23 protein-coding genes and 1 riboswitch are annotated in these 20684 nt (G+C 68.0%); of the genes, 15 read left to right on the top strand and 8 right to left on the bottom strand.

Translation table 11 applies throughout. The features are described 5' to 3' along the window. The first annotated feature begins 164 nt into the window (after positions 1-164). The 4 genes from pdhA to ACLQ3J_RS10345 are packed head-to-tail and all read left to right on the top strand — an operon-like array spanning position 165 to position 4777. The gene (pdhA, locus tag ACLQ3J_RS10360; protein WP_425903117.1) at positions 165-1265 is read left to right on the top strand and encodes a pyruvate dehydrogenase (acetyl-transferring) E1 component subunit alpha; all 1101 of its coding nucleotides are present in this window, start codon (positions 165-167) and stop codon (positions 1263-1265) included. Then, positions 1262-2245 (top strand): alpha-ketoacid dehydrogenase subunit beta, encoded by a 984-nt coding sequence (locus ACLQ3J_RS10355; RefSeq protein WP_169622463.1) that lies wholly within the window; start codon positions 1262-1264, stop codon positions 2243-2245. The genes pdhA and ACLQ3J_RS10355 overlap by 4 nt, the downstream gene beginning before the upstream one ends. Positions 2246-2259: 14 nt before the next feature. Beyond that, on the top strand, positions 2260-3552 hold the full coding sequence (locus ACLQ3J_RS10350) for a dihydrolipoamide acetyltransferase family protein (RefSeq protein WP_425903116.1): 1293 nt from the start codon (positions 2260-2262) through the stop codon (positions 3550-3552). A gap of 46 nt (positions 3553-3598) precedes the next feature. Continuing rightward, the gene (locus ACLQ3J_RS10345; protein ID WP_425903115.1) at positions 3599-4777 is read left to right on the top strand and encodes an MFS transporter; all 1179 of its coding nucleotides are present in this window, start codon (positions 3599-3601) and stop codon (positions 4775-4777) included. A gap of 30 nt (positions 4778-4807) precedes the next feature. Here ACLQ3J_RS10345 and ACLQ3J_RS10340 read toward each other — a convergent pair whose 3' ends face one another. From ACLQ3J_RS10340 to ACLQ3J_RS10330, 3 genes are read right to left on the bottom strand one after another with little or no spacing between them, the layout of a single operon-like run. Beyond that, the gene (locus tag ACLQ3J_RS10340; protein WP_425903113.1) at positions 4808-6238 is read right to left on the bottom strand and encodes an NAD(P)(+) transhydrogenase (Re/Si-specific) subunit beta; all 1431 of its coding nucleotides are present in this window, start codon (positions 6236-6238) and stop codon (positions 4808-4810) included. Continuing rightward, positions 6235-6570: an NAD(P) transhydrogenase subunit alpha gene (locus ACLQ3J_RS10335; RefSeq protein WP_169622460.1), complete on the bottom strand. Its 336-nt coding sequence runs from the start codon at positions 6568-6570 to the stop codon at positions 6235-6237. Before ACLQ3J_RS10335 ends, ACLQ3J_RS10340 begins: the two co-directional genes overlap by 4 nt. After that, positions 6571-7698 (bottom strand): Re/Si-specific NAD(P)(+) transhydrogenase subunit alpha, encoded by a 1128-nt coding sequence (locus ACLQ3J_RS10330; RefSeq protein WP_296551508.1) that lies wholly within the window; start codon positions 7696-7698, stop codon positions 6571-6573. A 250-nt stretch (positions 7699-7948) separates the two neighbouring features. Between ACLQ3J_RS10330 and ACLQ3J_RS10325 the strand changes: the two genes are divergently transcribed. The 6 genes from ACLQ3J_RS10325 to ACLQ3J_RS10300 all read left to right on the top strand — a co-directional run bounded on the left by ACLQ3J_RS10325 (position 7949) and on the right by ACLQ3J_RS10300 (position 11528). Next, on the top strand, positions 7949-8311 hold the full coding sequence (locus ACLQ3J_RS10325) for a DUF488 domain-containing protein (protein ID WP_169622458.1): 363 nt from the start codon (positions 7949-7951) through the stop codon (positions 8309-8311). A gap of 227 nt (positions 8312-8538) precedes the next feature. After that, the gene (locus ACLQ3J_RS10320; protein ID WP_425903110.1) at positions 8539-9291 is read left to right on the top strand and encodes an SIR2 family NAD-dependent protein deacylase; all 753 of its coding nucleotides are present in this window, start codon (positions 8539-8541) and stop codon (positions 9289-9291) included. Between the two features lie 4 nt (positions 9292-9295). Further along, positions 9296-9736, top strand: a complete 441-nt coding sequence (locus ACLQ3J_RS10315; protein ID WP_296551512.1) for an HIT family protein — start codon at positions 9296-9298, stop codon at positions 9734-9736. Next, positions 9733-10575 carry a maleylpyruvate isomerase family mycothiol-dependent enzyme gene (locus ACLQ3J_RS10310; RefSeq protein WP_425903109.1) on the top strand — a complete coding sequence of 281 codons (843 nt, stop codon included), beginning with the start codon at positions 9733-9735 and terminating at the stop codon, positions 10573-10575. The genes ACLQ3J_RS10315 and ACLQ3J_RS10310 overlap by 4 nt, the downstream gene beginning before the upstream one ends. 5 nt (positions 10576-10580) lie before the next feature. Then, entirely contained in the window at positions 10581-11210 is a 630-nt protein-coding gene (locus ACLQ3J_RS10305) for a Type 1 glutamine amidotransferase-like domain-containing protein (RefSeq protein WP_425903108.1), read from the top strand. A 21-nt stretch (positions 11211-11231) separates the two neighbouring features. After that, positions 11232-11528 carry a GNAT family N-acetyltransferase gene (locus ACLQ3J_RS10300; RefSeq protein WP_169622453.1) on the top strand — a complete coding sequence of 99 codons (297 nt, stop codon included), beginning with the start codon at positions 11232-11234 and terminating at the stop codon, positions 11526-11528. A gap of 33 nt (positions 11529-11561) precedes the next feature. On the opposite strand, the gene ACLQ3J_RS10295 is transcribed toward ACLQ3J_RS10300, so the two are convergent. Together ACLQ3J_RS10295 and ACLQ3J_RS10290 are read right to left on the bottom strand one after the other, a co-directional pair. Continuing rightward, positions 11562-13127: a carboxylesterase/lipase family protein gene (locus ACLQ3J_RS10295; RefSeq protein ID WP_425903106.1), complete on the bottom strand. Its 1566-nt coding sequence runs from the start codon at positions 13125-13127 to the stop codon at positions 11562-11564. Positions 13128-13193: 66 nt separating this feature from the next. Then, the gene (locus tag ACLQ3J_RS10290) at positions 13194-13514 is read right to left on the bottom strand and encodes a non-ribosomal peptide synthetase (protein WP_296551519.1); all 321 of its coding nucleotides are present in this window, start codon (positions 13512-13514) and stop codon (positions 13194-13196) included. Between the two features lie 127 nt (positions 13515-13641). Beyond that, a riboswitch (TPP riboswitch) is annotated at positions 13642-13738 on the top strand. Between ACLQ3J_RS10290 and ACLQ3J_RS10285 the strand changes: the two genes are divergently transcribed. From ACLQ3J_RS10285 to ACLQ3J_RS10270, 4 genes are all read left to right on the top strand, one after another. Further along, positions 13731-14444 carry a TenA family protein gene (locus tag ACLQ3J_RS10285; RefSeq protein ID WP_425903104.1) on the top strand — a complete coding sequence of 238 codons (714 nt, stop codon included), beginning with the start codon at positions 13731-13733 and terminating at the stop codon, positions 14442-14444. It overlaps the preceding riboswitch by 8 nt. 23 nt (positions 14445-14467) lie before the next feature. Further along, positions 14468-15454 carry an ABC transporter substrate-binding protein gene (locus tag ACLQ3J_RS10280; RefSeq protein WP_425903103.1) on the top strand — a complete coding sequence of 329 codons (987 nt, stop codon included), beginning with the start codon at positions 14468-14470 and terminating at the stop codon, positions 15452-15454. Continuing rightward, the gene (locus ACLQ3J_RS10275; RefSeq protein ID WP_425903101.1) at positions 15435-16241 is read left to right on the top strand and encodes an ABC transporter permease; all 807 of its coding nucleotides are present in this window, start codon (positions 15435-15437) and stop codon (positions 16239-16241) included. The genes ACLQ3J_RS10280 and ACLQ3J_RS10275 overlap by 20 nt, the downstream gene beginning before the upstream one ends. Next, positions 16238-16978, top strand: a complete 741-nt coding sequence (locus ACLQ3J_RS10270; protein ID WP_425903099.1) for an ABC transporter ATP-binding protein — start codon at positions 16238-16240, stop codon at positions 16976-16978. Before ACLQ3J_RS10275 ends, ACLQ3J_RS10270 begins: the two co-directional genes overlap by 4 nt. A 19-nt stretch (positions 16979-16997) precedes the next feature. On the opposite strand, the gene ACLQ3J_RS10265 is transcribed toward ACLQ3J_RS10270, so the two are convergent. Next, the gene (locus ACLQ3J_RS10265; protein ID WP_425903098.1) at positions 16998-18386 is read right to left on the bottom strand and encodes a WS/DGAT/MGAT family O-acyltransferase; all 1389 of its coding nucleotides are present in this window, start codon (positions 18384-18386) and stop codon (positions 16998-17000) included. A gap of 183 nt (positions 18387-18569) precedes the next feature. Between ACLQ3J_RS10265 and ACLQ3J_RS10260 the strand changes: the two genes are divergently transcribed. Next, complete coding sequence (locus ACLQ3J_RS10260; protein WP_296551523.1) at positions 18570-19571, top strand: alpha/beta hydrolase; 1002 nt, start codon at positions 18570-18572, stop codon at positions 19569-19571. A 63-nt stretch (positions 19572-19634) separates the two neighbouring features. Here the strand turns inward: ACLQ3J_RS10260 and ACLQ3J_RS10255 are convergent, their stop codons facing one another. Further along, complete coding sequence (locus ACLQ3J_RS10255) at positions 19635-20078, bottom strand: SRPBCC family protein (RefSeq protein ID WP_425903095.1); 444 nt, start codon at positions 20076-20078, stop codon at positions 19635-19637. A 41-nt stretch (positions 20079-20119) separates the two neighbouring features. Next, positions 20120-20473: an ArsR/SmtB family transcription factor gene (locus tag ACLQ3J_RS10250; RefSeq protein WP_169622444.1), complete on the bottom strand. Its 354-nt coding sequence runs from the start codon at positions 20471-20473 to the stop codon at positions 20120-20122. Positions 20474-20684: the final 211 nt, after the last annotated feature.

Here is a 20684-nt window from a genome sequence, read left to right as displayed (position 1 = left end):
TCTTCGCAGTGTGCCACTCCGAACCGCCCGGCGACCGTGCTTCCTGCACACTGCGCGACGCATCGATTGCGCACTCGTCCCAGAAGTGGATCATGTGAGGTACACCACTCACATTCCGGCGCGGCCCACCCGGCTCACCCGGACAGCACCCACGAGGTGACCCGATGGTTGCACCCACGACCCACCCGGTCCAGTTGATCCAGCCCGACGGGCAACGCGTCCACAACCCCGCTTACAGCGGACTGGTCGCCGATATCGGACCCGCCCGACTCCGCGACCTCTACCGCGACCTGGTCGTCGTCCGCCGGCTCGACAACGAGGCGATCGCGCTGCAGCGCCAGGGCGAACTCGGCCTCTGGGCGCCGATGACGGGCCAGGAGGCCGCACAAGTCGGGTCGGCCCGGGCACTGGAAACCGACGACTACGTCTTCACGAGCTACCGCGAGCACGCCGTCGCCTGGTGTCGTGGTGTCGATCCCGCCGACATGACCGCCCTGTGGCGCGGCTGTGCCCACTCCGGATGGGACCCGGCCACCGTCAACACGACCAATCCCGCCATCGTCGTCGGGGCACAGGGCTTGCACGCGACGGGCTACGCCATGGGAGCCAAGCTCGACGGCGCCGACATCGCCACGATCGTGTACTTCGGCGACGGCGCGACGAGCCAGGGCGACCTGTCGGAGGCGCTCGGATTCGCGGTCGGCTGGGGCGCCGGCGTCGTCTTCTTCTGCCAGAACAACCACTGGGCGATCAGTGCCCCCACGCAGATGCAGAGCCCGGTGCCGCTCGCACAGCGCGCCGCGGGCTTCGGAATGCCCGCTGTGCAGGTCGACGGCAACGACGTCCTCGCCGTTCTCGCGGTCACCCGGCAAGCCGCCCGGCACGCGCGCGAAGGCTCCGGACCGTTCTTCGTCGAAGCGCTCACCTACCGGATGGGACCGCACACCACATCGGACGATCCGAGCAGGTACCGCACACCCGCCGACCTCGAAGCGTGGAAGGTACGCGATCCGCTGGACCGCATGCGACGTCTCCTCGAACGCGAAAACCTTGCCGATCGGGCATTCTTCGACGACGTGGACACGACCGCGCAGGACGCGGCGACGCGGTTGCGGCGCGGCACCCTCGAACTCCCCGACCCACATCCCCTGACGATGTTCGACCATGTCTACGCCACCGACCATGCGCTGCTCGCGGACGAACGTGCCGGTTACGCCGACTATCTCGCGAGTTTCACCGGCACCGACGAGGAGGCACTGCGATGACCACCACCACGATGGCGCTCGGCGCGGCACTCAACGCCGGCTTGCGCCGCGCACTCGAACAGGACCGGAAAGTAATTCTGATGGGCGAGGACGTCGGCAGGCTCGGCGGCGTCTTCCGGGTCACCGACACCTTGCAGAAGGATTTCGGTGAAGCGCGAGTGATGGACACTCCTCTGGCCGAATCCGGCATCGTGGGAACGGCATTCGGGATGGCCCTGCGCGGCTACCGCCCGGTGTGCGAAATCCAGTTCGACGGATTCGTCTACCCCGCGTTCGACCAGATCGTCTCGCAGGTGGCGAAAATCCGTTACCGCACCGCGGGAGCGGTCACCGCGCCACTGACCATCCGCATCCCCTACGGCGGCGGCATCGGCGCGGTCGAGCACCATTCGGAATCGCCCGAGGCATATTTCGCCCACACCGCCGGTCTCCGGGTGGTCAGTCCGGGCAGCCCGTCCGACGCGTACTGGATGATTCAGCAGGCTGTCGCGCTCGACGACCCCGTGGTCTTCCTCGAACCGAAACACCGGTACTGGGAACGCGGCGAGGTCGATGTGGACACCGGACCCGATCTTCCCCTCGACCGTGCGCGCATCCTGCGAGCCGGAAGCGACGTCACCGTGGTCACTTTCGGCGCGATGGTGCCCACCGCCCTGCAGGCTGCGGACATCGCTGCGGCCGAGGGCCGGTCACTCGAGGTGATCGATCTGCGGTCGCTCTCGCCCATCGATTTCGACACCGTCGAAGCGTCGGTGCGCCGCACCGGACGCCTCGTGGTGCTGCAGGAGGCGCCGGTGTTCTGCGGGATCGGCGCCGAGATCGCCGCCCGGACCGCCGAGCGTTGCTTCTACCAACTCGAAGCGCCGGTCCTCCGCGTCGGCGGATTCGACATTCCGTACCCGCCGGCAAAACTCGAATCCCACCACCGGCCGGACCCGGACCGCATCCTCGATGCGGTGGATCGCGCACTCGCGGCATGACGAAGGGAGTGGCGATGTCACAGTCCGTCGAGGAGTTCCGCCTGCCCGATCTCGGGGAGGGACTCACCGAGGCCGAGTGGGTGTCGTGGTCGGTGCAGATCGGCGACCGCCTCGAGCTCAATCAGGTCATCGGCGAGGTGGAGACGGCGAAGGCGACCGTCGAGTTGCCGTCGCCACATGCCGGCACGGTCGCCGAACTCCTCGTCGCACCGGGCCAGACGATCCCCGTGGGCAGCCCGCTGTTGCGGATCGCGGTCGGCGCGGAGCCGTCGGACGGCGCACAACCCGCGGCGTCCCCGGCGTCCGACGAGGCGCCCGCCGAAGCGCGTCCGGCGGTGCTGGTCGGCTACGGCCCGGGCGCCGCACCCGTCAGCCGGCGCGCGACACGGACCAACTCTGCCGGGACCTCGTCGAGCACCACCGGCGCGCCCGCGCACCGCCCGGACGCGAAACCGGGCGCGCGCCGGGAGGCGGCCCTGCTCGGGGTGGATCTCGCGGAGGTCGAGGGCTCCGGGCAGGGAGGGGCGATCACCCGGGACGATGTCCGGCGCGCGGCAGGACCCGATGCCGGGCACACCGAGACGGGCACAATGCGACCCGCGTCGGCCACCAGCCGGGTGCCGATCCGCGGTGTCCGCAAACGCACGGCCGACGCTGTGACCCGCAGCGCGTTCACCGCACCGCACGCGACGGTGTTCCTCACCTGCGATGTGACGGCCACAGTCGACCTCGTGACGCGATTGCGCCGCGAACCTGCGTTCGACGGCCGTCACCTCACCGCGCTGACCGTCGTTGCCCGGGCATTGATGCGCGCGGTCGCCGAGGAACCGTCGCTCAACTCACAGTGGGACGACGACGCCCAGGAGATCGTCGTCCACCACGACGTCCATCTCGGGATCGCCGCCGCCACGCCGGACGGGCTGAAGGTTCCGGTCGTGCGCGACGCCCGGCATCTAGCGCTCCCGGACCTCGCGGGTGCGATCGCCGAGGCCGCCGATCGCGCCCGGACCGGCCGATCGACGCCCACCGAGCTGACCGGTTCCACCGTGTCCGTCACCAACATCGGTGTCTTCGGCATCGAGGCGGGCACACCGATCCTCAACCCGGGCGAAGCGGCGATCCTCGCGGTCGGCGCCATCGCGGATCGTCCGTGGGTGATCGACGGTGCACTCGCCGTCCGCAAGGTCGCGAGCCTGTCACTCTCGTTCGACCATCGCCTCGTCGACGGCGAGCAGGGCGGCCGCGCGCTCGCCGCGATCGGCCGCTTCCTCGGAGACCCGGTGCCCGCGCTGCTCGGCGGCGCGTAACGAGCCGGTGCCCGGCTTCGGGAGCCGAAATCGGTACCGTGCCCGCGTGACCGATTCTGTGCGGAAGAACGCCCGGCTCGCCCGCGCGCGCGTCGCGGTGTTCACGGTGTTCGGCGTGAACGGGTTCCTGCTCGCCATGTGGGTGGTGCACATCCCGGTGATCCTGGAGCGGGTCGGGACGGGGTACGCGACTCTCGGATCGCTGTTGCTGCTGCTCGCGGCGGGTGCGCTGTGCGGAATGCAGGTGACGGGACGGCTCGCCGACCGATTCGGCAGCCACCGCACGACGATCGTGTCGGCGCTCGCGCTGGCGGTCGTGGCCGTCGGGCCGGGACTCGCGACCGCGCCGTGGCAACTCGGCCTGGCCCTCGCGATCTTCGGGCTGGCGAACGGCGCACTCGACGTCTCGATGAACTCGCAGGCCGTGGTGCTCGAGCAACGGTACGAACGGCCGATCATGTCGGCGTTTCACGGAGTGTTCTCCGCCGGGGGCATCGCCGGGTCGCTGGTGGGTGCGGCCACCCTCGCGATGGAGGTGAGTCCTCCCGTCACGCTTGCGGCGGCGGGAGGAGTGGCGGTATGCCTGGTCGCATGGGCCGGGCGGCATCTCGTGCGCACCACGCCCGTTCCTCGCCGGTCGCCGTCCGGGCGACGCGGCGGCTATTCCCGGCGGGTCGTGCTGCTCGGTGGTGTCGCGTTCGCGCTGATGCTCTGCGAAGGGGTTGCCAACGACTGGAGTGCCCTCCAGGTCCAGGAGCGACTCGACAGTCCGGCATCGGTGGCCGCGCTCGCATTCGGGGCGTTCTCCGCGACGATGACGCTCGGCAGGTTCCTCGCCGACCGGGTGAGCGCACGCATCGGCAGCGCCGGCGTGATCCGGTACGGAACGCTGATGGCGGCCGTCGGCATGGGCACGGTGATGGCGTCGCCGGTTCTCCCCCTGACGCTCACCGGATGGGCGCTCTTCGGCCTCGGACTGTCCGGTGCCGTCCCCCAGCTGTTCACCGCGGCAGGCAATCTCGACTCCGGGTCGCCCGGTGCCGACATGTCCCGCGTCGTGGGTCTCGGCTATCTCGGCTTCCTGGCGGGACCGGCCTGTATCGGGTGGGTATCCGAGGCGACATCTCTCACCGCGGCGATGGCGGTGCCGCTCGTCTGCGTACTCGTCGCGGCGCTGCTCGCCCCGGTGCTCACGGCCCCGACGACACCGGCGCCCACGCGGTGATCCGCGTGGGCGCCGGGTGGGAGCGAGGGGTCAGAGAGCCTTCAGCTCTTCGGTGACCTCGGCGACCATCTTCTTCGCGTCGCCGAACAACATCGAGGTGTTGTCCGCCGTGAACAGCGGGTTGTCGATACCCGCGTAGCCGGAACTCATCGACCGCTTGAGCACGATGACGGACTTCGACTGATCCACGTTCAGGATCGGCATTCCGTAGATCGGGCTGGACGAGTCGTGCCGCGCGGCCGGGTTGGTGACGTCGTTCGCGCCGATGACGATGGTGACATCGGTGCGGTTGAACTCACCGTTGATGTCGTCCATCTCCTTGAGCGCGTCGTAGGGCACCTCGGCTTCGGCGAGCAGGACGTTCATGTGACCCGGCATCCGTCCCGCGACGGGATGGATCGCGTACTTGACCTCGACACCGCGTTCTTCGAGCAGCGATGCCATCTCCTTGACCGCGTGCTGTGCCTGCGCCACGGCGAGGCCGTAGCCGGGCACCACGATGACCTGGTTGGCGTAGGCCATCTGGATCGCCGCGTCGGACGAGGAGGTCGCCTTGACGGTGCCGCCGGTTGCACCGGCGACGCCGGCCGCTCCGCCGTCACCGCCGAACGACCCGAACACGATCGCGGGGATCGAGCGGTTCATGGCCTTGGCCATGAGGTTGGTGAGGATCGTGCCGGAGGCGCCGACGATCATGCCCGCGACGATCATCGCGGTGTTGTTCAGTGCGAGGCCCGCAGCCGCGGCGGACAGACCGGTCAGGGCGTTGAGCAGCGAGATGACGACCGGCATGTCGGCGCCGCCGATCGGCAGCACGACGAACAGACCCATCAGGCCGGCGACGACCAGCAATCCGAGAATCCAGATGCCCGCAGTGGGATCGTTCGCGGGATCGGCGTTGATTCCGATGTAGACGGCAATCGCCAGCGACGCCACGGCGAGAAGAACGTTGGCGATCTGGAACAGCTTCGCGCCTCCGACGAGCTTCTTCTCGACGCTCTTGTTCAGGAGTTCCTGAAGCTTGACGTACGCGACGATCGACCCCCAGAAGGAGATCGAGCCCACGATCGCGGCGAAGAGCGAACCGATGACGATGTGAACGGTGGGCGAGCCGTCGATCCGGGTGAAGCCGTCGGTGTCGAGGAACTCCGCCCAGGCGATGAGCGCGACGGTGCCGCCGCCGACGCCGTTGAACATGGCGACCAACTGCGGCATCGCAGTCATCTTGGTACGCAACGCCGGCGGGACACCCAGCACGACACCGACGATCAGGCCGGCGGCGATGATGATCCAGTTGCCGGTGTCACGAATGTCGATGAGGGTGGCGACGATGGCGAGCAGCATGCCCACCGCGGCGATGTAGTTGCCGCGCACCGCGGTCTTCGGGCCGGTCAGGCCCATCAGACCGTAGATGAACATGCCGAAGGCGATGATGTAGAGGATTGACACGAGGTAGCTCATCGGGCGTCGGCTCCCTTGGTCGCGGCAGCCTTGCCGGAGTCCTTCTTGGGCTTGAACATTGCGAGCATGCGGTCGGTCACGACGAAGCCGCCGACCACGTTGAGCGTGCCGAACACGAGCGCCACGAACAAGATGACCTTGATGCTCCACGGCGCGTCGGCCGGGAGGTGACCGAGCACCACGAGGGCGCCGAGCACGACGATTCCGTGAATGGCGTTGGTGCCGGACATCAATGGGGTGTGCAGGGTGTTCGGGACTTTGGAAATCACTGCGAAACCGACGAACCCGGACAGAACCAGGATCGCGATGTTCGCCAACAGTTCGTTGTACATCTAGGGGGTCTCCTTCGAGCGGGTCACGCACGCCTCGGCGAGAATCTCGTCCGAGAAGTCCGGGGCCGGCGTGCCGTTCTCGTCGAGCATGAGCTCGAGCAAGGCCGCAACGTTCTTCGAGTACAGCTCTGACGCGTGCTCCGGCATCGTCGCGGGAAGATTCAGCGGCGAGCAGATGGTCACTCCGTGCTTGACGACGGTCTGCCCCGGTTCGGTGAGCTCGCAGTTGCCGCCGGTCTCGCCGGCGAGGTCGACGATGACCGAGCCCGGCCGCATTCCCTCCACGGCCGCGGCGGTCACCAGGCGCGGAGCGGGACGGCCGGGCACCAGCGCGGTGGTGATGACGACATCGAAGCCCTTGATGGCATCCTCGAGCGCCTGCTGCTGCTGGGCACGCTCGTCGTCGCTGAGTTCACGGGCGTATCCGCCCTCGCCTGCGGCGTCGATGCCGAGGTCGAGCCACTGGGAACCGACCGAGCGCACCTGATCTGCGACCTCGGGGCGGACGTCGTAGCCGGTGGTGCGGCCGCCGAGCCGTTTGGCGGTCGCGAGTGCCTGCAGGCCGGCGACGCCCACGCCGAGCACCAGCACCGTGGCGGGCTTGACGGTGCCCGCCGCGGTGGTGAGCATCGGGAAGAACCGCGTGGATTCGTTCGCGGCGACCAGGACAGCCTTGTAGCCGGCCACATTGGCCTGGGACGACAGTGCGTCCATGACCTGGGCGCGGGAGATGCGCGGGATGGCCTCGACGGCGTACGCCTCGACACCGGCAGCAGCGAGCGCACCGATCTGGTTGTCGGCGTTGCGCGGCGCGAGGAAACCGATGAGCCGGCGTCCCGAGCCGAGCCGGGCGATCTCCGCGTCGGTGGGTGGTGCGACCTTGACGACCACGTCGGACGACCAGGCGTCGCCGATCTGAGCGCCCGCTTCCTTGTAAGCGGCGTCGGGTATGAGGGCGCCGAGACCCGCACCGGCTTCGACGATCACGTCGAGGCCCTTGGCGATCAGCGACGGCACGATCTTCGGAACAAGCGCGACACGCCGCTCACCGTCGTGGGTTTCACGAACCACGCCGACGGTCGGACGGCGGTGCGCTCCGCTCCCCGTATTCGATCCTTCGGTACTCAATTTCTCTGACTCCTGCGTCGATGAAGTGCGCGGCGCCGCGATCGGCGGCGAGATGTGCGTGCGATCGGGCCATGTGACGGCCTGCACTCGTGGTGACTCTATGCAGGCCTACCGGGACGGCACGCGACCTGCAACTTGCACGAATCGTCTGAATCGAGTCCGAACAGCAAGATGATGCAAGAATGTGACACACCTCACTTCACAAGGTTGCCGCAAATTCTGTGAGCGCACGACGCGGAAAGGAAACGCCATGCCACACCGCACGGTCACCGTCGAACGGGTCTACGACCACCCGGCCGACGAGGAGCCGTTCCGGGTTCTCGTGGACCGTCTCTGGCCACGGGGCCTCCGACGGGACGCCTTCCACTACGACGAATGGGCCCAGAACCTCGCTCCCTCGACAGATCTTCGCAAGTGGTATTCCCACGACACCTCTCTGTTCACGGAATTCCGCGACCGCTACCGCACGGAGTTGGCATCTCCTGCGGCCGGCGACGCCATCGCCCGTCTCGACGAGCAGGCGGACGGACGGGCACTCGTGCTGCTCACCGCCACACGCGACGTCGAGCACAGCGGCGCGCGGGTACTCGCCGATTATCTGAGAGAACACTGACGCATCAGAGGAAGCACTGACAGGAAAGAGACGCCCTGCAATGACCGGTGTACCGAGGGAGGACGACGGGGGCGAGCCGGCCTGCCTGCTGCACCTCGTCTGCCCCGACTGCGGCCTGGTCCTCGACGACCCGGAGTCGCCGTGTTCCCGCTGCGTCCGCGCTCCCACCGATCCAGGCAGTGCCGGGAATCCGTCCGGAGGCCCGGGCACTCTTCTACCCTGACTCCATGCATGTTCCTGCCGCGGTCCTCGATCTCACCCGCGGCGCGCGCCGCGTAGCGGTGCTCTCGGGCGCCGGAATGTCCGCCGAGAGCGGCGTGCCCACCTTCCGTGACGCGCTGACGGGGTTGTGGGAGAACTTCGACGCTGCTGCCCTCGCAACCCCCGAGGCCTGGAACGCCGATCCGGACGCGGTGTGGGCGTGGTACCAGTGGCGGGTCGCGCTTGTGCGCAAGGTCGCTCCCAACGCCGGTCATCACGCGCTCGCCGAATGGGAACGCACCGCAAAGGTCGCGATCGTGACCCAGAACGTCGACGACCTGCACGAGCGCGCCGGCAGCACCGTTCTCGCACACCTCCACGGCAGTCTCTTCGAACCCCGGTGCAGCGAGTGCGAGCGCCCGATGGACCTGCCCGCACCGCCCCGCGAACCGCTCGAGCGCATCGCGCCCCCGACGTGCGACACGTGCGGAGGAGCCGGGCGCCCGGGGGTCGTCTGGTTCGGCGAGATGCTGCCCCGGCAACCCTGGGACGCGGCAGTCGCCGCCCTGCGCGTCGCGGATGTGCTGCTCGTCGTCGGCACCTCGGGGATCGTGTACCCGGCGGCGGAACTGCCCGAGTTGGCCGACCGGCACGGCGTTCCGGTCGTCGAGATCAACCCCCAGGACACCGAGTTGTCGTCCCGGGTCGAGGCTGTCTGGCGGACCACGGCAGCGGTGGGGCTGCCCGGTCTGGTGGCCGCCGTGGGGACGCTAGAGTGACGCGATGGGTTCCTGTGTGTTCTGCGACATAGTGGCAGGGTCCGCACGGGCCGCGCGGGTCTACGAGGACGACGACGTGGTCGCCTTCCTCGACGCCCGCCCGGTTGCGCGGGGACACGTACTCGTCGTGCCGCGTGAGCACGTCTCCCGGCTCGAGAACCTCGAACCCGAACTCGGTGCCTCGATGTTCCGCGCCGGACATCGTCTCGCGCGCGCACTCAGCCGCTCGGATCTCACCACCGACGGCACCAACCTGGTACTCAACGACGGCCGCGCCGCGTTCCAGGCCGTTTTCCACACGCACCTGCACGTGATTCCCCGCAGGAAGGGTGACCGTATTCGCCTCGGCGTCGGCCTGGTCCGCCGGCGAGCCCAGAATCCGGACGCCACCGCGGCGGCAATTCGCGCAGGACTCGACCGTCTCGCCTCCGAGGAGAACTCATGACGTCACAACCGGGCAGCACCGCAGTCGATTTTCCCGTCGACACCATCCGGCCGCTCCTGCTCGAGGAATTCGCGGTGATCGACTCGCTGCTGGCCGCCCTGGACAGCGACGGGTGGTTCACGCCGACGAATCTTCCGGGCTGGACGGTCAAGGACATCGTCGCTCACCTGATCGGCACCGAGTCGATGCTGGCCGGGATCGAGGCGCCGCACGTGAACATCGACGTGCATGCGCTGGCCCACGTGCGCAACGAGATCGGTGCTTTCAACGAACACTGGGTCGAGTCGCTGCGTGGAACGCCCGGTTCGGAGGTGCTCGCGCAGTATCGGCAGATCGTCGCGCACCGCACCGGGCAACTGTCGGCGATGACGCAGGAGGATTTCGAGGCGCCCGCGGACACGCCGGTGGGCCGGGCGACCTACGGGCGCTTCATGCGCATCCGCATCTTCGACTGCTGGCTCCACGAACTCGATATCCGGGATGCGATCGGTGCGCCCGGCGACGAAGGCGGCCCGCGGGGCGAACTGGGTTCTGCCGAAATCTTCGGTGCGGTGCCGTTCGTGTTCGGCAAACTCGGTAAGGCACCCGACGGCGCGCGCATCACCCTCGAGCTGAGCGGACCGCTCGCTCGCACCATCCACGTGGAGGTGGACGGGCGCGCCACGGCCGTACCCGAATTGTCGGGTCCCGCGACGACGACGATCGCGATGGACTCGAGTCTGTTCGTGCGACTGGCGGGGGGACGGGTGCGCGCAGTCGACCGACTCGACGAGATCACGCTCGGTGGCGATACCGCCGTCGGGCGCCGCCTCGTCGAGAACCTCGCCTTCACCATCTGATTCCCGTGCGACTGTTCCTCTCGTCGTACCGGCTCGGGTCCGACCCGTCGAAGTTCCTGCGTGTGGTCGGTCCCCCGGGCCGCATCGCTGTGATCGCCAACGCGGCCGACGCGTGGCCGCCGGCCGCTCGCCGCTCCGCGGTCACGAGCGAAAGGGAACCGCTTCGCTCGCGGGGATTCGTCCCCGAGGAGATCGATCTGCGCGACCACCTCGGCGACCCCGACTCGCTGCGTGCCCGGCTGCGCGGGTTCGCAGCGGTGTGGGTGCGCGGTGGGAACACGTTCGTGCTGCGCGCGCAGTTGGCGCGTAGCGGCGCAGACGCAGTGCTCACCGATCTCGTCGGCAGCAACGAACTGGCGTACGCCGGGTACAGCGCCGGTGCCTGCGTGGTGACTCCGTCGCTGCGGGGAATCGAGTTCTCCGACGATCCGGAGGAGGTGCGCACCACGTGCGGAACGGAGGTCGTCTGGGATGGTCTGGGATGGATCGATCATGCCGTCGTTCCGCACACCGGCGCGTCCGCACTGGCCGACGAGGGAATCGAGAAAAGCCTGCGGTACATGCGCGACAACGCAATTCCCTTCGTCGCACTGACGGACGACGACGCGCTCGTCGTGGAAACCGACCCGCGGTGACTCCGGCGGTACGGTGAGAACATGACACAGCACACCGAGTCCGGCAGCACCGACACCCGTGTCGAGCATCTGCCCGAACAGTCCCGCTTCGCGCTCTACCTGGGCGACTCCCTCGCCGCCTACGCCGACTACTCGCAGCGCGGCGACCTGCGCGACTTCGACCACACCGTCACCGACCCGAACTTCCGGGGCCGGGGGCTCGCCGCAGAGATCGTGCGGTTCGCCCTCGACGAGACCCGCAAGGAAGGTCTGAAGATCGGGACATCGTGCTCGTACGTCGAGAAGTTCGTCGCGGAGCACCCCGAATATCGCAACTGACCGGCCGGGCGCCGCACCCGGACGGTCCGGCGGTCAGTTGAAGCCCATCACCTGACTGCCCCATGCCTGCCGCAACGCACCGTCCGGGTCGGCGACGACGGAGTCGTGCGCGTCGAGCAGCAGCGTCAGCCTGTGCTCCGGCTCGTAGGGCGGCCAGTGCGCGGATCCGTCCAGCGCCGCCGGCACACCGTGGTGTGCGAACGCCAGCCACCGCCGCCGGATACGTTCCGCCACCTCCGACGCCGCTTTCCTGCCGCCCAGCCAGAACGTGGGGTCCCGCCCGAGCGTTCCGAAATTACCGAACACATACGGCAATTCGGTGGCATGGCCCGCGCCGATCCGCGCGGCGCGCAGGATCGGGGTGGCGTGATCGAAGCGATACACCCAAGTCGGAGAGTGCACGCTGTGCGCCTCGGCAACCCAGACCACCGGCATCCGGAAGCCGGCGTCACCCGAGAGTGCGAGCGCGCCACTGGTTTTCGTGAGGTCCGGGTATGCGGCGATGATATCGGCGAGGCGGTCCGGTTCGAGGTCGGGCCGGTCGTCGGCGAGCGCCTTGAACATTGCCTGGATCGCGGTGTCGTTCACCGGCATCAGAGGCGACTTCATGAATCTGAAGATGGACGGTTCGTCCTTGTTGGAGCCGATGATGAGCGGAATGCGGTGCGACAGACCCTTCTGGAACGCGGCGACCGGATACTTCGGCACCAGATCGCGGTCTACGACGGGCGTCATCGCCAGGGTGCCGGGCACCTTCGTCGGCACTTCGCCGACGAGGATTTCCGATGCCTCGACGAGCGTATCGGTGGGCATGGTGAGCAACTCCCCGACGCGGGATCGCGGTAGTTCGAGAATCTCGAGGAAACGCTCGGCAACCATGGCGGCGCGTTCGCGCCCGTAGACGGAGGTAGCGGGAGGCGATTGCGCAATGGCCTTGTGGAAGAGGCCTTCCGCTCGAGGGACGGTCATCAGGGTGGTGACGGAACCGCCTCCGGAGGACTCCCCGAACAAGGTGACGTCGTCCGGATCTCCGCCGAATCCTGCGATACAGTCTCGCACCCATTCGAGCGCTGCGATCTGGTCGCGCAGTCCGACGTTGCTTTCGAAGGTGGTCTCCTCAGTGGAAAAGGACGACAGGTCGAGAAACCCGAGAGGCCCGAGCCGGTAGTTGAGAGTCACCACCACCACGTCGCCGGTCTCGCACAGCAGGCGCCCGTCGTAGATCTTCTGCCCCGAATATCCCAGCACGTACGCGCCGCCGTGGATCCACACCATCACGGGCCGTGCTCGGCCGTCGGGTTCGGGCGCCCATATGTTGAGGGACAAGCAGTCCTCCCCCATCGTCATCCCCGGCTCGATGCGGATGGGGCTCTGGCGGCTCTGCGGAGCGATGGGCCCGTATCTGTCACAGTCGAGCACGCCGTCCCACGGTGTGGGTGGCTCGCACGAGCGGAAACGCCGGGCGCCCCCGGTGGACGCTGCGTACGGGATGCCCTTCCACGAGAACACCGGGCCGTCGCGGTATCCGCGTACCTGCCCGTACTTGCAGTCGACGGTGAGCGTTGCAGTGTCCACGTGACCTCCCGATGACCCGACCATTCGCCAACGTACCAATCACGGCTACGCGGGCAGACCGACTCCGGTGAGACCGGGTGGGACGGGAGGTCAGGAAGCGGACGCCTGGGGGCAGGACTCGTGGTCGACGAGCCTGCAGACGAGTTCGTCGAGAGCGCGACGGAGTTCTCCGGTGTGCGTCTCGGACAGTTCGGGTAGGACGGTGGCCAGCGCGATCGGGACCAGTGATGCCGGGCCGAGCAGAACGCCCATCGCGGCATTCAGTGCCTCGACCTCACGGTGCAGTTCGCGGTAGGTGACTGCCACCGAACCCCGGGTCAGCGCGACCCCCTCCGGCTCGCAGCGGACGGCGCCGGCGAGCATTCGGGGAAGTTCCGACATTGCGGGCCAACTGGTTTCGAACTTCTGCACATCCCCGCCTTCGTCGAACGGTCGTTCTCGGTCCCACTAACATACAGAGAGTTTGGTCCGAATTGAGCAGAATGGGACTGCAGGGGCAGGGGGCTTCGTGCCGCCGGCAACTGGTGCTATGGTCGCGGAGACCGACACGGGGTGCTCCGCATTTGCGGGGCTGAGATCACACCCGTCGAACCTGATCAGGTAATTCTGACGAAGGGATGTTTCGGCATGACCGTGCCTGCACACAGTTCCCCGGCCCCGGGCCGTTTCACCGACTTTCTCCACGACCACACGCGTCCCCTCCGGGCCGCGATCGACGACCTGGAGTTCCTGCGTCGCCTGGGTGACGGCACCCTGCCACTCGACGCGTTCCGCACCTACATCGAGCAGGACGCGTTGTACCTCGCGGGCTACTCGAAGGCCCTCGCGCTGCTGTCCGCGAAGTCGCCGGACGCCGGCACCGGGGCGTTCTGGGCGACGAGTGCCGCCACCGCGGCCACCGAGGAATCCGTTCTCCACAACACCCTGCTCTCCGGTGGCGTGCTGCCCCGGTCATCAGGGCCGATCACACACTCCCCGGCGTGCCTGGGCTACGTGTCGTATCTGACGGCGACTGTCGCCACCGCGCCGTATCCGGTGGGGGCCGCCGCCGTGCTGCCCTGCTTCTGGATCTATGCCGAAGTAGCCCGCGACCTCGCAGTTCACGCGGCAGATGTCCTCTCCGCGAATCCCGCACACCCGTACGCACAGTGGGTGGCCGCATACGACGACGAGGCGTTCCGGGCATCGGCCACGACGGCCCGCGAACTCGTCGACGCGGCGGGCGCAGCCGCCACGGACCGCGACCGCGAGGCAATGGCCGAGGCGTTCACGATCGCCACCCGGTACGAACTCATGTTCTGGGCCGACGCCCTCGACACTCGTCCCTGGCCCGGTTCGTGAGGCTCGGCCACCGCCTCGGAGTCTTGCTCGTCGCTCTGGGCGCGCTGGCCACCGTGCCCGCGTGCGCGAACGATCCCGCCTCGGACGGCACCATCCGGTTCGCCCTCGACTGGACTCCGAACACCAACCACACCGGGCTCTACGTGGCCATTCGGGAAGGACTGTTCGAGCAGGCCGGACTCGACGTCGAAATCCTGCCGTACAGCAACACCACGCCGGATCTGCTGATCGACGCCGGGGCCGCCGAGTTCGGAATCTCGACACACTCGCAGGCGACGTTCTCCCGCGCCGCGGGGTCGGACACCGTCACCGTCCTCGCCCCGCTGCAACACCGCGCGACCGCGATCGCCGTGCGGGCGGACCGGGCCGACCTGCAGTCCCCCCGGGACCTCGACGGTCTCACCTATGCCGGGTTCGGCGATCCCGGGGACAACGAAACGCTGAGTCAGGTGATCCGCAACGACGGTGGCACAGGGGAATTCACCTCGGTCGTGCTGGGCACCTCCGCGTACGAGGCGGTGTATTCCGGTACCGCCGACTTCACCGTGTCGTATGTCGCCTGGGAAGGCCTCGAGGCGCAACACCGCGGCCTGCCCATGCGGTACTTCGCGCACAGCGACTACGGGTTCCCCGACGCCTACTCGATCGTGGTCGACGGCAACGAGACCTGGATGTCGGAGCATCCCGACAGCGCCCGGGCGTTCATCCAGGCCCTGCAGCAGGGGTACCGGATAGCCGCGGACGATCCGCAGCGCGGAGCGCAACACCTCATCGACGCCGATCCCGGCTTGTTCACCGACGAATCGCTCGTTTTCGAGAGTCAGCAGATGTTGTCGGCGGATTACATGCGCGACGACAGCGGGCAGGTCGGCACACTCGATCTCGAGCGTTGGTCGGGATACTCCCGGTTCCTGTTCGAGGCGGGCCTGCTCACCGGAGCGGACGGCGCCACACTGACCGAGGAGCCCGACTGGTCGGCCTACTTCACCGATGCCTACCTTGCCCTCTGAAAAGACTTGGCGGAGGGGCACAGCCGGACGTCTGCACGCCCTGCTGCCCGCCGCGACCGTGGCCGTGCTGATGGTCGCGGGGTGGGAATGGTACGTACGGACGACCGGCATCCGGCCACAGGTCCTGCCCCCTCCCAGCCGGGTTCTCACGCAGGGATGGGCGCATCGCGCCGATCTCGCCGGCCACGCCGCGGCAACCTTGCAGGTCACCCTCGCCGGGTTCGCCGTGTCGTTGGCGGTCTCGTGGATACTCGCGGTCGCGGTGGACTTCTCCGGCTGGCTGCGGCGCGCGTTCGTACCCTTGTTCGTGGTGTCGCAGACGCTCCCGATCATCGCGATCGCACCGTTGATGATCATCTGGTTCGGATTCGGTCTGCTGCCCAAGATCCTGGTCATTGCCCTGGCCACGTTCTTCCCGATGACGATCGGTTTGATCGAGGGTTTCGCGGCAGCCGACCGGGAAGCCGGCGCGCTGTTGCGAAGCATGGGCGCCAGTCGCCGGCAGGAGTTCAGGTACGTGCGACTCCCCTCGGCACTGCCCCGTTTCTTCACGTCGTTGCGTATCGGAATCACCTACGCGGTGGTCGGAGCAGTCTTCGCCGAATATGTCGGTGCCACTTCCGGACTCGGTATCTATATGGCGACACAGAAGAACTCCTTCCGCACCGACCTGGTGCTCGCGGCGGTCGCCGTCACCGCGGCCGTCTCTCTGCTCCTGTATCTGCTCACCTACGCCGCGGAGCGACTCGTCGCGCCGTGGGCATCGACGCCGGAGACCCGGCCGTGAGCGCGGTGTCCGTGACCGGCCTACGCCGGTCGTTCGGCGGTAACACCGTCCTCGACGGTATCGACTTCGACGTGGCGGCCGGAGAGTTCGTCTCCGTCATCGGACCCAGCGGGTCGGGCAAATCCACGCTGTTCGGTGTGATCGCCGGACTCGACACGCCCGACGCCGGCGCCGTCTCCATCGGCGGAACTCCCGCAGCACCCGGCCGGGTGGCGCTGATGCCACAGAAGGATCTGCTGTTTCCCTGGCGCAGCGTCCTCGACAACTGCACCCTCGGACTCGAGGTCCAGGGCACCCCGCGACGCCGGGCCCGGGAGCGGGCCCGCTCGTTGTTTCCCGCATTCGGACTTTCCGGATTCGAACACGCGCGGCCGGGTCAACTCTCGGGCGGGATGCGGCAACGAGCGGCACTCGCCCGCACCGTCCTTCAGGGGCGCGATGTACTGCTGCTCGACGAACCGTTCGGCGCCCTCGACTCGCTCACCCGCACCGACATGCAGTTGTGGCTACAGGGCGTCCGGGACCGCGACCGGTGGACGGTGCTGATGATCACCCACGACGTCCGGGAGGCGATCCTGCTCTCCGACCGCGTCCTCGTTCTCTCGGCCCGGCCGGCCACCATCCGTCACCAGGTCCGGGTCCCGCTCCCGCGGCCTCGGTCGCTGCGGACCCTCACCGACCCTGCGTTCGTCGACATCGAACGCGAACTGGTGTCGATGCTGCACGAAGGCCGGTGACGCACGGCCGGAACGCGTCTCACACCACGCCGAACGCTTCCTCGAGATCGGTGAGCGACTGCTCGATATGCCCGAGCAACTGCTGCAGACTCGGAAGCGTGCGGCGGCATCCGACGATCCCCACATCGAGCGAGCCGTCGGTGTTGGTGACCGTGATGTTCAGGGCCTGCCCGTCGAGCACCACGGAGGTCGGGTACACCCCGTCCAGCCGTGCTCCCTTCCAGTACAGCGGTTCTCGCGGACCGGGGACATTGGAGATGATGAGGTTGAACGGCGGGGGCGTGAAGCGCACGACGCCGGGTACGGGTGTCAGACCGAGCGGAGCGATGTTGGCCGCCGACCAGACCAGAGCCTCGACCGGCGTCAGCCCGCGGAACAGCGCCTTCCCCTCGCTCATCGAGGCACGAATCACCCGAAGCCGTTCGGCCGGGTCGGGGGAATCGGTTCCGAGATTGCACAGCGTCACCCCCACCGAGTTCCCGCCCGCATCGATCCTGTCGGCCGTGCGCAACGAGACCGGCACCATCGCGACGAGGGGATCCTCGGGCAGTGCGTCGAGTTCGAGCAGGAACGCGCGGAGGGCACCCGAACACACGGCCAGCACGACGTCGTTGACGGTCGCGTCCGCCGCGTCGTGCACCCGTGCGATGCGGTCGAGCGGCCACGAGCGCGACGCGAACCGCCGCGCGCCGCCGATCGGCACGTTGAAGATCGACCGGGGGGCTTCGAACGGTAGCGCGACGCTGCGCTGCCCCACGAGGGTGCTTGCGACCCGCCAGACGCCCGCGGCGGCTTCGACCGCGTCACCGGCCAGTCCCCGCACCGCCCCGACAAGTGCCGTCGGTGTGGACAGCAGCCCGTTGCCCGGTTCGCCGGTCGCCGCGGTGGTGGGGCGCTCGTGATGCGGCAGGTTCCACGGAACCCTCGTCTCGGAGGAATCCGGATCGGGATCGAGCGTGCGGTGCAGCAGACGAAGGCCCGTCACACCGTCCATCAGCGAATGGTGCAGTTTCGTGTACACCGCGAACCGCCCACCTTCGAGCCCCTCGACGAGGTACATCTCCCACAGTGGCCGATGCCGGTCGAGCAGAGTGCCGTGAAGCCGGGACACGAGGGCGAACAGGTCCGTGGACCGTCCCGACGCGGGAAGCGCCGAGTGCCGGACGTGGTATTCGAGATCGACCTCCTCGTCGACCGACCACCACAGGTAGCCGAGGCTGGACACGGGATGCCCGGGGCGTTTGCGGAACGCCTCGTCCACCACCTCGGTCGCGAGGAACTGCGCGTACAGGTCGGACACGTAGTCCGGACCCGCACCCTCCGGTGGAGTGAACACTTCGAGCGATCCCACGTGCATCGGATGCTCTCTCGATTCTGCGAGCAAGAAGATCGAATCGGTCACCGGCATGATCCCCACGGGCTCTGCCCCCTTCGCCAGTCCCTCATGTAACGCACGTCACACGGCATCGTACGTCGGGGGTACTCTGGAAAATCCGGGGTTCGCACGTTTCCGAACCGGACGCGCATCGCCGGGCGCCGAGCGACGGGTACCGCCGCACGGGTGCAGCGGTACAAGGAGGTGCCGGCGACCATGTGTAGTGCAGTACCGAAGGCAGCAGTACCGAACACAGCAGCGGTCCCGTCCCCGCGGTCGCCTCTCGTCCGCGAGTTCGCCGGGGTGAGTCTGCAGTCCCGCGCGCTGTCGATGTCCGTCCGGCGCACTGTCCGGCCGTTCATCGAGGCATGGGCGTTCACGCCGTCGCTTCCGTGGCCCGCCCCGCTGGTCGACCGGGCCGCGTTCTCGGTTCGTCCCGTCCAGGGCACCCGTCGGCACCAGGTGCGATTGCCCGAGTGCCGCGCGGAATTCCTCTACACCGGCAACGCGGGCGACCAGCAGGCCGTTCTCTACCTCCACGGCGGAGCGTTCCTGTGCTGCGGGCTCGCGACCCACCGCAATCTCGTCTCGCGGATCTCGTCGGCAACGCAGGCCCCTGTGCTGTCGGTGGGCTACCGGATGCTGCCACGTCATCCGATCCGCCGGTCGGTCGAGGACGGGATCGCGGGCCTCCGGTGGTTGCTCTCCCGCGGATATCCCATCGACCGGATCGTCGTCGCGGGCGACTCTGCCGGCGGCTTCTTGACATTCGCCGTCGCACACGAGGCGCTGCGCCTCGGGCTCGGCCGGGTGGCCGGCACCGTCGCGTTGTCGCCGCTCACCGACCTCGACCCGTTCCCCAAACTCGATCACCCGAACTCGTACCGGTGCGCCCTGTTTCCGCGACGTGCCGTCCCCGTCCTTCTCGGCCTCGTCCGGCGCGCCGAGAGCCGCGGGGGCGAGGGCTACGCGCCCGTGGTGTCGCCCGTGGACCTCGACCTCACAGGCATGCCGCCCGCGCTCATCCAGACAGGCTCGGAAGAGATGGTCTACACCGATGCCCGATTGATGGGCGAGCGCCTCGAAGCGGCCGGAGTGCCGGCGGAAGTGCAGGTCTGGGAGAAGCAGGTCCACGTGTTCCAGGCTGCCGCCGGAGTGGTCCCCGAGGGGACGCGCGCACTCTCGGAGGTCGGGCGGTTCGTCCGCGCCCTGGGTTGACGATTCCCACGGGGATCAGGGTGGGGTGACGAGGAACCCGCACCGCACGGGACGAGAGAGACGTCAGTTCCAGTTGTCGATCTTGACGTCGTGGGGATCCGGAGTGCCCGTGCCGGTTTCGATCAACGACTTCAGGCTCATCAAGAACAGTGCCCACTTGGTGTTGCAATGGTGCATGAATTCCACCGGTTCCTTCCAGCCCCGATGGCCGAACAGCACGATGGTGTAGTCGCCGACCTGCTCGAGGTCCCAGGACACGTGTGTGCCGATCCATTCCTCGGGTCCGTCGATCACCTCCCACAGCACCCGCGTATCCGGATCGAGTTCGAGGACCTTCATGTCGAATCCTCCGGCCCCGAACCGGAATCGCAGCGTGCCGCCGACGTCGTCGCCGTCACCTCGGGTGTCGGTCGTCCACCAGCCCGCGAGCCGCTCGGCGGTGGTCAGGGCGGCATAGACCTGCGCCACCGGCGCCTCGATCCCGACCCTGTGCAGGATGTCTACCATTTCGGGTACTTCCTTTCCGGTGTTGTTGCGTCTCCGTCACGTCACGGCGATGTGCCGTTCCGGTCCGTCTCACGCTCGAGAGCCTCGGCGACCCGCTTGATGCGCCGGAGCCTGGCATCCCACCCCGACCCCACCGAGGACAGCTGCGCGACTGCGCGAGCGAGTTGCACCTCGTCCACCCGGTACTTGCGTTCCCGCCCGGCAGGCGCGACGTGCACCAAGCCGACCCGGTCCAGCACACCGAGATGTTTTGCGACGGCCTGCCGGGTCACGGGGAGATGTTCGCTGAGACCTGTTGCGGTGCCCTCGCCCTCCGTCAGGAGCAGGTCGAGCAACCGCCGACGGGTCGGATCCCCTATCGCCGACCACAGATCGTCGTCGACCGACACACTCATGGCGTCGCAGTCCCCCAGCCCGTCTCGGCCCCGAACGGGGCGAGTTCGACGGCAACCGGTTTTCTGTCCATACATGCTCCATATGCAACTGGTGGTTGCACATCACGCTAGCCCTTCCCTCACTACAGTGCAACCATCGGTTGCGCACCGGTCGGGTTGCCTGTCTCCCATTCCCGCCGGTCCGGCCAGGAGCGGTGCGGTCGGTGCGGTG

This window comes from Rhodococcus sp. DT1 (assembly GCF_049844875.1).
Taxonomy (GTDB): Bacteria; Actinomycetota; Actinomycetes; order Mycobacteriales; family Mycobacteriaceae; genus Rhodococcus.
Note: the sequence above shows the minus strand (reverse complement) of the source record. Positions and strands in the feature narration are given on the sequence as shown.